Here is a 12,340-nt window from a genome sequence, read left to right on the forward strand (position 1 = left end):
ATATGCCTATAGACGCTCGCTAAAGCACTTGCTGTGCGGTGGTAGCGGTCAAGACAAACCACATGCCGGTGCGTTTTCTGATCTACGTGGCAATCACCGCGCTGACGCGCCTGCTGATCTCCAACGTCTCCCACCACAACCCGCCGGACATCGGCATCATCTACCTGTGCGGCGGGATTCTGCTGCTGGCGTTCTCGATCCTGGTGGTGCGCTACGCCTCTTCGGCATTTCCTTCGGTGAAGGTTGAAGGCCCGCGTCGCAAAGGCGAGGCGAGCCTGGAAACCGAGAAGGGCGAGCTTTAAAGCCCGACGCTGAAGGGCAGGGCGCGAGCGGGCGGTTGCTGCAGCACCTTATGGTCGCCGTCCGTCATCACCGTCAGAATCTCCATGGCGCTGTGGCCCTGCTCGATGGCGATGCCGAACTGAATGCTTTGCACCAGCCGTTTGAGCCGTTGCGGGTCGTTGCGCTGTTCGGCGCTGATCATGCGTTTGGCGACCACGCCATCCTCGTTCGAGAGGGTGAGCATGATGCTGCCATCCAGCCGTTGGATGCTCAGGTTGACGCGGTATTTGGGCGTAAAGGTGTCGGTGATGATCTGAAAAGGATTGTCCATGGTGCGTTACCGCCTGATAAGAACATGCAGTCATTGACGACCGGCGTCTGGATTAGTTCGCGTTGCCTGACTACCGGCCACTCCGTCGCTGAGGTTTTCACAAGGTCCGTTTTCCTCAAGAGCTGTACAGCAAGGGGCGTGCCGTACAGCGATCTTCGCGCCAGTGAAGTCTGAATGTGCGAGCGGGCTTGCTCGCGAAAGCGGTGTATCAGCCAATAGATACTCGGCTGAAAGACTGCATTCGCGGGCAAGCCCGCTCCCACATTTGTTTTGTGCTGTGCTTGAGGTCAGTGGGCTATTTCAGGGCAATACCGAGAAAACGATCGCAGACAGCGCAATCAGACCGATCACCACCACAAACACATTCGACAGCTGGCCCGAATACTGGCGCAGAGACTGCACGCGTCGGATCGCGTACATCGGCATCAGGAACAGCAGGCACGCGATGATTGGCCCGCCCAGGGTTTCGATCATGCCCAAAATGCTTGGGTTGAACGTGGCCACGGCCCAGCAGGTGAGCACCATGAACAGCGCGGTGCAGCGTTCCAGCCCTTTGGACGACATCGCGCGGTTACGCCCACGCAGGGATTTGACGATCAAGCCCTGGAAACCTTCGCTGGCACCGATGTAATGGCCCAGGAAAGATTTGGTAATAGCCACCAACGCGATCAACGGCGCGGCGTAGGCGATTACCGGGGTCTGGAAGTGGTTGGCCAGGTACGACAGGATCGAAATGTTCTGCGCCTTGGCAGCCGCCAGGTCAGCCGGCGACAGGGCCAACACGCAACTGAAGCAGAAGAACATTACGGTCAGCACCATCATGCCGTGCGCAGTGGCGAGTATGCCGCTGCTCTTGCGCTCGGCCTGGGCGCCGTACACGCGCTTTTGGTCGACGGCGAACGCGGAGATGATCGGCGAGTGGTTGAAGGAAAACACCATCACCGGGATTGCCAGCCACAGCGTTTTGAAGAAAACCGGCAGCGGCATGCCTTCGCTGGCGGAGGCGAAGAACGCGCCGTTCCAGTTGGGGATCAGGCTCACGGCCAGCAACAGCAGGGCAGCGACGAAGGGGTACACCAGCACGCTCATGGCCTTGACGATCACGCCTTGGCCGCAGCGCACAATGGCCATCAGGCCGAGGATCAGCACCAGCGAGAGGATCGCCCGAGGCGGCGGGGCCATGTGCAGTTGGTGTTCCATGAAGCTGCTCAGCGTGTTGGTCAGCGCCACGCTGTACACCAGCAAAATCGGGAAGATGGCGAAGAAGTACAGCAAGGTGATCAGCTTGCCGGCTCCGACGCCGAAGTGTTCTTCGACTACGTCAGTGATGTCGCCGGATTTGCCTGACAGCACAAAGCGCGTCAGCCCACGGTGAGCGAAGAAGGTCATCGGAAAAGCCAGCAGCGCCAGCACGATCAGCGGCCAGAAGCCGCCGACGCCTGCATTTATCGGCAGAAACAAGGTGCCCGCGCCGATGGCCGTGCCGTAGAGGCCGAGCATCCAGGTGGTGTCGTGTTTGGTCCAGCCGGTGGTCACGGTTTTTTCTGAAACAGGGTTTTCAGCAGCAGGTGTACGTACATCGGTCATCGATATTGCCTCGTTATTATTTTTGCGCGGGCTCACGTTCAGGACGGGTTGCAGTGCTCCGGTCAGCACTCCACCCAGCTGACCGCCAGGCCGCCCCGTGAAGTTTCTTTGTATTTGTCATGCATGTCGGCGCCGGTGTCGCGCATGGTGCGGATCACCCGGTCGAGGGAAATGAAGTGTTTGCCGTCACCGCGCAGGGCCATTTGCGTGGCGTTGATCGCCTTGACCGCGGCGATGGCATTGCGCTCGATGCACGGCACTTGCACCAGGCCGCCGACCGGGTCGCAGGTCAGGCCGAGGTTGTGTTCCAGGCCGATTTCGGCGGCGTTTTCCAACTGCTCCGGGGTGGCGCCGAGGATATCGGCCAGGCCTGCAGCGGCCATTGCGCAGGCGGAACCCACTTCGCCTTGGCAGCCGACTTCGGCACCGGAGATCGAGGCGTTTTTCTTGCAGAGGATGCCGACAGCGGCGGCAGCCAGGAAGAAATTGACTACATCGTCATCAGACGCGTCAGCGTTGAACTTCATGTAGTAATGCAGCACCGCCGGGATGATCCCTGCCGCGCCATTGGTTGGCGCAGTGACCATGCGCCCGCCGGCGGCGTTTTCTTCATTGACGGCGAGGGCAAACAGGTTGACCCATTCCATCGCCGACAATGTTGAAGTGATGACATTCGGCTTGCCGATTTCCAACAGGCTGCGGTGCAATTTCGCCGCGCGGCGTGGCACGTCCAGGCCACCCGGCAAGATGCCTTCATCGCGCAGGCCTTGCTCCACGCATTCGCGCATGACTGACCAGATGTGCAGCAGGCCGCTGCGGATGTCTTCATCGCTGCGCCACGCGCGTTCGTTGGCCATCATCAGCTCGGAAACCCGCAGACCGTGCTTGTTGCACAAGGCCAGCAGTTCGACGGCGCTGGAAAAGTCGTAGGGCAATTCAACATCGCTGGTCGGCGAGATGCTGGAAGCGGCTTCGGCCGCTTCGATGATGAAACCACCGCCGACCGAGTAATAGGTCTGTTCGCTCAGTAGGCCGTTGTCGCCATAGGCGTGCAGGGACATGGCATTGGGGTGGTAGGGCAGGCTTTCCTCCAGCAGCAGGAGGTCGGTGTGCCAGTTGAAGGCAATTTCCTGCGTGCCTGCGAGCAACAGTTGGCCGCTTTCGCGCAATTGCTGGATACGGGCGTTGATCGAGGTCGGGTCGACTTTGTCTGGCCATTCGCCCATCAGGCCCATTACGCATGCGCGGTCGGTGGCGTGGCCGACACCGGTGGCAGACAGCGAACCATACAGGCGCACCTCGACACGGCACGTTTCGCTCAGCAATTGTTGGTCGGTGAGGGCCTGGGCAAAGGTCGCCGCCGCCCGCATCGGGCCCACGGTATGGGAGCTGGAAGGGCCGATGCCTACCTTGAATAGATCGAAAACGCTGATAGCCATGCTAAAGCCTTACAAGTAATGGAGTAGGAATCGCTGCCATGTTTTGTAGGACGAGCGGAATTGGCGCGATACTGAGCCCCTGGAACGGCACTGACCAACGAATTATCCTAAGACACCCTTTAGCAGGACTAAACCCTATGACCCGGCCCCTTCATGGCCAGACGTATGTCTGGCTGCACGTTTTTTCCTGTGCCGCGCGGCATTTGTCGTTTACCCGCTGCGCCGAAGAACTGCACATCACGCCGGGGGCGGTGAGTCAGCAAATCCGCCAGCTGGAGGAGCGTTTGGGGTTTCGCCTGTTTCATCGACGCGCGCGCGGCGTAGAACTGAGCGCCGAGGGGCAGCGGCTGGCGGCGACGGTGGGCGAGGCCTACGGCAGCATCGATGCTGAGTTGCAGCGGCTGGACGCGGGAATGATCAGCGGCACCTTGCGCTTGCGCTCCATTCCGTCGTTTCTCGGTAAGTGGCTGACCCCGCGTTTGCCGCGTCTGCAGCAACGGTTTCCGGATATTCAGCTGCGCTTGGTCGCGGAAGACAGCAGCGTCGCCCTGCATGAGGGCGATTTCGACTTGGCCATCGACTTGAACGACGGCAGCTATCCCGGGCTGTTGTCCACAGCCTTGCTCGATGAGCAGATTTTCCCGGTGTGCGCACCCAGCTTGTTGCGCGGGCGTCCGCCGTTGCATGGCCCGGCCGACCTGGTGCATTTTCCGCTGTTGCACGACATCACCGCCTGGCGTGGGAGTTATGAATACGCTGAGTGGGAGTTTTACCTGAATGCCATCGGCTACCACCACGCCGACGTACGGCGCGGGCACACCTTCAACCGCAATCACTTGACCATCGAGGCCGCCATTGCCGGCATGGGCGTTGCGATTGCGCGGCGCACCTTGCTCAACGACGAGCTGGAACGTGGCACCTTGATTGTGCCGTTCGGCCTCGCGGTGCCGAACCACAAACGCTACGTGCTGCTGTATGCGCCGGGCGCGCTGAGCCATCCGGGCGTACGCGCGGTGCATGACTGGCTGGTGGAAGAAGCGGGGATTTTTCGCGGATTGCACCCGTTGGGAGAGGGGCAATTGTAGGGTTGGCTAAGCGTAAGAAGATGTAACTAACTCCCCACCCTAACAGCGTTTTTGCTTGTCGTCAGGCTTAATTTGTAATGTGGAATTTATCTTTGCAAAGGGGTTGAATTGTTCTTCTGAGTGCTCAATTGTGTAAACAAGAGGTCATGGTTTCACCACCCCGGTGTTGCAGTTTGTGACCTCCTGCGAGCTAGCTGAAATAAGGGAAGAACTATGCAAATCCAAGTCAATAGCGATAACCATATTGAAAGCAGCATCCGACTGGAGGAGTGGGTACGTACTACCATTGAGAGCACGCTCGAACGTTACGAAGAAGACCTGACCCGCGTCGAGGTCTACCTCAAAGACGAAAATGGCGACAAGCCCGGTCCCCACGATTTGAGTTGCCGCCTGGAAGCACGACCAAAGGGCCATCAACCACTGTCGGTATTGCACAAGGCCGACACCCTGGAACAGGCAATCGATGGCGCAGCCACCAAGCTTGAGCACGCGCTGGAGCATCTGTACGGAAAATTACGCGGCAAACCACGCGCCGCTGGGCAAGCTCTGCCTGATACCAAGGCCGATGAGGCCGAACTCGAAGAGGAATTTCTGGAAAACGAACAGGCTGCGCTTAACGGCTGATAGCTGAGTGTTTTTTCAATCCAATCAAACGGGCCTGCATCTGCAGGCCCGTTTTCGTTTAGCTGCCGCGTCGAAAGAAATACCTGCTCAACAGCGCCAACCCACAAGCACCAAAGCCGGCAAAAAGCATCGCCCAACCGGCGCCATGGCGCAGGGCCGCCTGGGCATCTGCGGGTGCGAGCATCGGCGTGTCCAACTTGCCTGCGGCGATGTTCTGGCTGATCGCGGGCCAATCCAGGACGGTGGTATCGGGCAACAGGCCAGAGAGGTGATGACCGATGCCGAGCAACAGCACCAGGCCCATCAGCGCGATGTTGAGTGCCAGCGTGATCAGTCGCGCGCTCAGGTCAATGCCCGAGGCCATGCCCGCGCGGTCGGCCGAGACGGAGCCGGTGGTGGTGTTGGTGGTTGGTGAGTTGGTCAGTGCCAGCCCCACGCCTGCCGTCACGCAGCTGAAAAGCACGAGTACGACGCTCGGATGTTCGGCGCCATTGGCCGCCGCCATACCCATAAAGCCTGTACCCATCAGGCCCAGGCCCAACGGAATGATGCGGTCGGCGCCATAGCGCAGGGCCAGGCGTTCAGCCAGCGGCGGCACCAGCAAGGTGGGCAAGGTGTAGGCGAGCAGGGCGCCGCCGGTGGTCATGGTGTCGTAGCCCAGGCCCGCCTGGAAGTAGAGCGGCAGGTAGATCATGAACGGCCAGAAGCTGAAGTTCATGCCAATCGAACCCATCAAGGCGCCGTTGAAGCGCTGAATACGAAACACCGAGAAATCGAACATCGGGTGAGCGCTGCGGCGCTCGACAGCGATGAACAGCAGCAGCGCCATCAGCGACAAGCCCGCCCAGCCCAGCATGGCCGCTGAGCCGAAGCCGTGCTCGCTGCCCTGAGTGATGAAGTACACCAGGGCGAACACCGACAGTGTCAGGGTCAGCATGCCCGCGATATCCAGACGATGGCCGGCCGGGTCGCGCGACTCCTGCACGCTGATGCGCAGCAGTACCAAGGTCAACAAGGTCAGCGGCGCATGGACCAGGAACACCCAGCGCCAGTCCGCGACTGCCAGAATCAACGCCCCCACCATCGGCCCGAAGCCAAGGCCCACGCCCGCGATCACGCCCCAAATCGCGAAGGCACGCGCCCGCGTCGTTGGTTCACGGAACTGGTGCGAAAGAATCGCGAACTGGCAGATCATCATCGCGCCCGCGCCCACGCCCTGAACAAAACGCGCTGCGATCAGCGTAGGCGCATCGTTCGCCAGGCCACATGCCAGCGAGGCCAAGCCAAACAGCCATAAGCACAGCACCAGCATGCGCCGCCGGCCAAAGCGATCAGCCAGTGTGCCGGCTGCCATCAACACGCTGGTACAGGCCAGGGTGTAAGCATTCATGATCCATTGGGCATCCTGAAAACCTGTGCCCAGTTGCTGTTCCAGGGTCGGGAGGATCACCGGCACGCTGGAGATTTCCAGGCCGAACATCAGGGCGACGAGGCAGACGGCGGTGAGGGCAAGGCTATCTCTGGCGGTGCGCGGAGCGCTGACGGCCGATACAGCGGCGGCGGGCGGCATGGGGTGTTCCTTACGGTTGAGTGGAAACGCTATTATCGCGGGAACAGATTTCCTTATTCGTGATAAGTTTTCCTCTGATAAGGGAATCAAGAGCGACAATGGAATCATGGCCAACCCGCGTTTTGATGGCGTTGAACTCTTTTTGCAGATCGTTGAAAGCGGCAACCTGACCGAGGCCGCCGAGCGGCTCAACCTCACGCGCTCTGCGGTGGGTAAAGGTTTGGCGCGACTGGAAGCTCGCCTGGGCACCTGCCTGTTGCAGCGCTCCACTCGCCGCCAGCGTCTGACCGAGGACGGGCAGGCGTACTACGAGCATTGCTTGCGCGCACTGGCCGAGTTGGAGGCCGCCGAGTCGGTGTTGGAGAGTGGCCGGCAGCAGCCGCGCGGGCGGTTAAGGGCGAGCCTGCCGCTGGCGTTCGGTCACCACTACGCGGCGCCTGCTTTGTGGGGCTTGATGGACCGTTATCCGCAATTGGAGATCGAGATCTCCTTCTCTGACCGGCTGATAGACCTGGCACAGGAAGGCTTCGACGTGGCCGTGCGCATTGGCCCGCTGCCGGACACCGACCGCCTGAGCGCACGCCGTTTGGGCGAGCAGTCCGTGGGGTTGGCCGCGTCACCTGCGTACTTGCAACGTGTCGGGCCAATTGAGTGTATTGATGACCTCGCCAGCCACCGAGGCATTGCCTACCGTTGCAACAATTCGTATCGCTCGGTGATGACCTCGCCTTTGGTGCTGGACGACCTCCAGGCCGTGGCCGATGCCGCCATTGCGGGCGTGGGCCTGGCGTGGTTGCCGAGCTGGTTGATTGCGCACTATGTGCTGCGCGGCCAACTGGAAGCGGTACTGCCGAGCTACCGCGACCAGCCTGCGCCGATCCATGTGATTTGGCCCACGGCCGCACACATGCCGGCCAAGACACGCTGCGCAATCGATGCCTTGGTCGCCGGCACCCCAAGTTGCCTGGCGGGTAGCTGACCCTGACCAACAAACCCGATCACCCTGTGGGAGCTGTCGAGCCCCAGCGAGGCTGCGAAAGCGGCAGGTCAGGCAACTTGGATAGCGCCTGTGCCGCCGCCTTCGCAGCCTCGCTGGGGCTCGACAGCTCCCACAGTTGATCTTCATAGCGGGTGAGATTTGTGCATCGTCGCGATGCTTTTGCGAACCGTGATCTGACCGACAAAGCCGATTCCCTTGTGGGAGCTGTCGAGCTTTAGCGAGGCTGCGAAAGCGGTGGTCCAGGCAACTTGGATAGCGCCTGTGCCGCCGCCTTCGCAGCCTCGCCGGGGCTCGACAGCTCCCACAGTTGACCTCTATTGCGGGTGAGATTTATGCATCGTTGCGATGCTTTTGCGAACCGTGATCTGACTGACAAACCCGATCCCTTGTAGGAGCTGTCGAGCTTTAGCGAGGCTGCGAAAGCGTTGGGTCAGGCACCTTGGATAGCGCCTGTGCCGCCGCCTTCGCAGCCTCGCCGGGGCTCGACAGCTCCCACAGGGTTTTGCATCGTTTGTAAGACCCCAGTTCTTGGCTGGAGCTTTTATGACTCAGGCAATCAGAACGCGATGGACGTCTGCACATACACCGTGCGCGGCTCACCGACGTATTTGCCTTTGTTGTTATCGTCGAACGAGCGGGTGTAGTACTGCTTGTTGAGGATATTTTTCACACCGACTGCCACGTTCAAATCCGACAGTTGTGGGCCGAAGTCATACGCCGCGCGGCTGCTGAACAGCATGTAGCCTGGGATGCGTCCGGTACTGCCGTCGGCACTTTCCGCCTGGGTGTTGGCGTTGTCGGCGAACTGGCTGCTCTGGTAGCTGCTGTCCAGGTTAAGTTTCCAGCGACCTTCGGTGTAACCGACGCCCACGGTGCCTTTGTGCTTGGAGGAGAAGGGCACGCGATTACCCTTGTTCGGGCCGTCTTCGCGGATGGTCGCGTCGACGTAGGCGTAGGTGGCGTACACATCAAAACCGGCCAGCGCCGGGCTCAGCCCGTCGAGGGCGTAGTTGAGGCTCGACTCGATGCCTTGATGGCGCGTTTCGCCGCGGGCGATCACCGAATCGTTGGTCTGGTTGCTGTCGTACTGGTTGTCGAAGTTGATCAGGAACGCGCCGATTTCCGCACGCAGGGTGCCGTTGTCATAACGCGTGCCGAGTTCCCAGGTGCGGGCTTTTTCCGGCTTCACTTCGCCGCTGGTCACGCGGTTGGGCATCTGGCTGTACTGCACGCTGCCGAACGAGCCTTCGGTGTTGGCGTAAAGATTCCAGTCTTCGGTCAGGTGGTAAAGCACGTTCAACGCCGGCAGCGCGGTGTTGTAGTCGCCCTTGTATTTGACGTTGGTCAGGTTGTTGGTCTGCTGGGACTCGATCATCTCGTAGCGGATGCCTGGGGTGATGGTCCACTTGCCGATATCGATGCGGTCATCGACAAAAAACGCGTTGGCCTCGGTGGCGCCACGCGTGTCGCGGTCGTTGCGGCTGTTGGTGTCGGGCAGTTGCTGGTTGGCGCTGATCGGCGTGCGGTAGCGCAACTCGTGCCCGGCTTCGTTGATGTAGCGGTAGCCGACGCCCACTTCGTGGCTGGTGGGGCCAAGGTCGAAGCCCTGGGCGAAGCGGGTTTCGAGGCCGCGTACCCAATACTCGCGCGGCGACAGCGAAAGGAAGTTGCCCTGATCCAGGTAGCCATTACGCAACGTGGTGGTGAAGAAGGTGTTGGCGGTGAATTCGCGGCGGTCTTCCTGGTAGCGGTAACCGGCGTTGAACATCGTACGGCGACCCCAGAATTTGTCGTAGGGGCGGGTGGACTGATACGGATCAGCCTTGTAGTCCTTTACGTTCAAGCCACCGGGCATATCGGCCTGGCCTTCGTAGTACTGCGCCATGGCGTTGAAGCTGTTGGCGTCGTCCAACTGGTATTTGCCTTTGAGGATCAAGTCGTCAATGCGCGTGTTGCTGTTTTCGCGCCAGTCGCCGCCACGGGTGCCGGAATACAAAATGGCGCCGCCCAGGCCGTTATCGGCCGTGCCGCCCGCCAGCAGGTTGCCGGTGGTCTTGAAGCCATCATGGCTGGAGGACGGGCTGGTCTCGGTCTGCAAGCCGCCTTTGACGGTGGGGGCGTCCGGGATTGCGCGGGTCACGAAGTTGACGATGCCACCGACGTTTTGCGGGCCGTAACGCACCGCGCCGCCGCCGCGTACCACGTCCACGGCGTCCATGTTGCCCATGCTGATCGGGGCGAAGGACAGCTGCGGTTGGCCATACGGCGCGAAGGGCACCGGGATGCCATCCATCAAGACGGTGGAGCGCGAGGCCAGGCGGGGGTTGAGCCCACGAATGCCGAAGTTCAGCGCCATGTCGTGGCTGCCGGTGCCGTTGTTTTCCGGGGCGTTGACGCCGGGAATGCGGTTGAGCACGTCACGCGCCTGTGTCGCGCCCTGGCGCTCGAACTCTTCGCGGCGGATCACATCACGCGCGCCGGGGTGTTCGAACACGTTGGTTTGCGCCGCATCGCCGAGCCAGTCGCCCACCACGTTGGAGGTTTGTAATTCAAGGGTGGCAGGGGCGCTGGCCGGTTGCAGGCTGTAGGCGTTTTCGCCCTCGGCGCGGGCTTGCAGGCCGGTGCCTTCCAGGAGTTTTCGCAGGCCTTCATCGGCACTGTAATTGCCCGACAACCCACGGCTCTGCATGCCGGCTGTGACCTCGGAGCCGAAGGAAATCAACACGCCAGCCTCACGACCGAATTGATTCAGCGCGGCTTCCAGGGTCGCTGGGGCGATGTGGTACGGCTTGGCATCGGCGGCCATTACAGAGGGCAGCGCGGTAAGACTCAGGCTGGCGCCCAGTAGGAGTTGGCGCAAGGTGCGGGCAAGAAGCGTCGGTTGCTGGGGCATGAAGGGCGGTCCTGAGAAGGTAGGATCAAGGTGGCTTTCCTTCTCTGTCACGCGAGGTGTGGAAAACGGCTCATATTTTTTAAAATAATTTACGCGCGTGCCTCAACGGTCACCCAGTAGCGGGTAAAACGCCGCACTTTCACCGGCAGGCTGACTTCCAACAGGTCGAGAATGCGTTCGCTGTCGTCCAGCGGATAACTGCCGGACAGCAGCAGGTTGGCCACTTGCGGGTCGCAATTGACCTGGCCTCGGCGATAGCGACCCAACTCGGCGAGGAAATCGCCCAGGCGCATGTGCGCGGCCACCAGCATGCCGTCGGCCCAGGCACCGCTGTTGGCGTCGGTCGGGCGCGGGGTGTCCCAGCCTTTGCGGGTGAAATTGACTTGGCGCGAGGCCTCGACGGTCAGCGGCAGGCCGCTGTAGTGGTTGGGCATTACCTCAACATGGCCATCGAAAACTGCCAGTTGCGTGTGGTCGTTGAACTGACGCACGTTCAGCCGCGCCGCCTGGCTGCTGAGCAGGCCTTGGCCGGTCAGCACGTGCAGCGGCGTATCGCCGGGGCGGGCGGTCAGCAAAATCTCGCCTTCGAGCAAGCGCACCAACCGTTGGCTGCCGTCAAAGTGCACATCCACTGCGCTGCCGGTGTTGAGCTGCAACTGGCTGCCATCGGCCAGTTGCACCTTGCGTCGTTGGCCGACGGGGCTGCGGTAGTCGGCGCTCAGCGGCGGCAGAATATGTTGCTGGCGCAGGCTCCAGGCCGCGGCCGAACCGGCGCCGAGAATCAGCAGCAGCTTGAGGGCCTGGCGCCGGCTGCTGGATTTGGGCGCGTTCAAGGCGGCGTGCGCCAAGGGCGAGGGCATGCCGCGCAGGCGTTGGTTGACGCGCTGGATATGGTCCCACGCGCGCTGATGTTCGCTGTGGGCGTCCAGCCATTGCTGCCAGGCCGCTTGCTGGCGCGGGTTGAGTGCGCCTTGCTGCATTTCCATCAGCCAGTGCACGGCTTGTTCGGCGACTTGCGTGGAAAAGTTCATAGGGCGAAGTAGCAGCGCATGGCGGCTTTATTCAGATGGCGTTTGACGGTGGCGATGGAGATACCTAGCTCGGCGCCGATTTGCGCGTAGGTCAGGCCGTCGAGCTGGGCCAGCAGGAAGGCGCGTTTGACCTGAACGGGCAGGCCGTCGAGCAGTTGGTCGAGCTCCAGCAAGGTCTGCAGGATGATTGCGCGTTCTTCTTCCGACGGCGCCACGTGTTCGGGCATTTGCGCCAGTGCGTCGAGGTAGGCGCGCTCCAGGTCCTGACGGCGATAGAAGTTGAACAGCACGCGCTTGGCCACGGTGGTGAGGAAGGCGCGGGGTTCGATCAGCGTTGGCGCTTCCCGCGCGGTGAGCACACGGATGAAGGTGTCCTGGGCCAGGTCGGCCGCGCTTTCCGGGCAGCCAAGCTTGCGTCGCAACCAGCCGGTGAGCCAGTGGTGATGGTCGTTGTACAGAACTTCAACGGTGGTGGACGGCTGCAACGCGATCACTCCA

At 61.3% G+C, this 12,340-nt stretch carries 10 protein-coding genes and 1 pseudogene; 4 read left to right on the forward strand and 7 right to left on the reverse strand.

Annotated features, from left to right (window positions below; all coding sequences use genetic code 11):
* Positions 1-50: 50 nt before the first annotated feature.
* Positions 51-302, forward strand: a pseudogene (locus ABWL43_RS05265) (phosphate-starvation-inducible PsiE family protein); the annotation flags it as partial.
* Here ABWL43_RS05265 and ABWL43_RS05270 read toward each other — a convergent pair.
* The 3 genes from ABWL43_RS05270 to ABWL43_RS05280 all read right to left on the reverse strand — a co-directional run bounded on the left by ABWL43_RS05270 (position 299) and on the right by ABWL43_RS05280 (position 3,639).
* Positions 299-613 carry a DUF3509 domain-containing protein gene (locus ABWL43_RS05270; protein WP_242194545.1) on the reverse strand — a complete coding sequence of 105 codons (315 nt, stop codon included), beginning with the start codon at positions 611-613 and terminating at the stop codon, positions 299-301. The pseudogene ABWL43_RS05265 and the gene ABWL43_RS05270 overlap by 4 nt on opposite strands.
* Positions 614-913: 300 nt before the next feature.
* Positions 914-2,200: a serine/threonine transporter gene (locus ABWL43_RS05275; RefSeq protein ID WP_262210590.1), complete on the reverse strand. Its 1,287-nt coding sequence runs from the start codon at positions 2,198-2,200 to the stop codon at positions 914-916.
* Between the two features lie 62 nt (positions 2,201-2,262).
* Positions 2,263-3,639, reverse strand: coding sequence for an L-serine ammonia-lyase (locus tag ABWL43_RS05280; protein ID WP_262210588.1), 1,377 nt, complete (start codon positions 3,637-3,639; stop codon positions 2,263-2,265).
* Between the two features lie 137 nt (positions 3,640-3,776).
* Here ABWL43_RS05280 and ABWL43_RS05285 point away from each other — a divergent pair, with 137 nt between their 5' ends.
* Together ABWL43_RS05285 and ABWL43_RS05290 are read left to right on the forward strand one after the other, a co-directional pair.
* Positions 3,777-4,724, forward strand: coding sequence for a LysR substrate-binding domain-containing protein (locus ABWL43_RS05285; RefSeq protein ID WP_145161345.1), 948 nt, complete (start codon positions 3,777-3,779; stop codon positions 4,722-4,724).
* Positions 4,725-4,937: 213 nt separating this feature from the next.
* Positions 4,938-5,348 carry an HPF/RaiA family ribosome-associated protein gene (locus ABWL43_RS05290; RefSeq protein ID WP_106579487.1) on the forward strand — a complete coding sequence of 137 codons (411 nt, stop codon included), beginning with the start codon at positions 4,938-4,940 and terminating at the stop codon, positions 5,346-5,348.
* 58 nt (positions 5,349-5,406) lie between these two features.
* On the opposite strand, the gene ABWL43_RS05295 is transcribed toward ABWL43_RS05290, so the two are convergent.
* Entirely contained in the window at positions 5,407-6,918 is a 1,512-nt protein-coding gene (locus ABWL43_RS05295; RefSeq protein WP_262210586.1) for an MFS transporter, read from the reverse strand.
* A gap of 106 nt (positions 6,919-7,024) precedes the next feature.
* On the opposite strand from ABWL43_RS05295, the gene ABWL43_RS05300 reads away from it, so the two are divergent.
* The gene (locus tag ABWL43_RS05300; protein WP_262210584.1) at positions 7,025-7,897 is read left to right on the forward strand and encodes a LysR family transcriptional regulator; all 873 of its coding nucleotides are present in this window, start codon (positions 7,025-7,027) and stop codon (positions 7,895-7,897) included.
* A 577-nt stretch (positions 7,898-8,474) separates the two neighbouring features.
* Here the strand turns inward: ABWL43_RS05300 and fecA are convergent.
* From fecA to ABWL43_RS05315, 3 genes are all read right to left on the reverse strand, one after another.
* Positions 8,475-10,811: a TonB-dependent Fe(3+) dicitrate receptor FecA gene (gene fecA / locus ABWL43_RS05305; RefSeq protein ID WP_404487023.1), complete on the reverse strand. Its 2,337-nt coding sequence runs from the start codon at positions 10,809-10,811 to the stop codon at positions 8,475-8,477.
* Positions 10,812-10,900: 89 nt separating this feature from the next.
* Positions 10,901-11,842: a FecR domain-containing protein gene (locus ABWL43_RS05310; RefSeq protein ID WP_404487025.1), complete on the reverse strand. Its 942-nt coding sequence runs from the start codon at positions 11,840-11,842 to the stop codon at positions 10,901-10,903.
* Positions 11,839-12,327 carry a sigma-70 family RNA polymerase sigma factor gene (locus ABWL43_RS05315; protein WP_369300911.1) on the reverse strand — a complete coding sequence of 163 codons (489 nt, stop codon included), beginning with the start codon at positions 12,325-12,327 and terminating at the stop codon, positions 11,839-11,841. Before ABWL43_RS05315 ends, ABWL43_RS05310 begins: the two co-directional genes overlap by 4 nt.
* Positions 12,328-12,340: the final 13 nt, after the last annotated feature.

It is taken from the genome of Pseudomonas sp. HT11 (assembly GCF_044875395.1).
In the GTDB taxonomy this organism is placed as follows: domain Bacteria; phylum Pseudomonadota; class Gammaproteobacteria; order Pseudomonadales; family Pseudomonadaceae; genus Aquipseudomonas.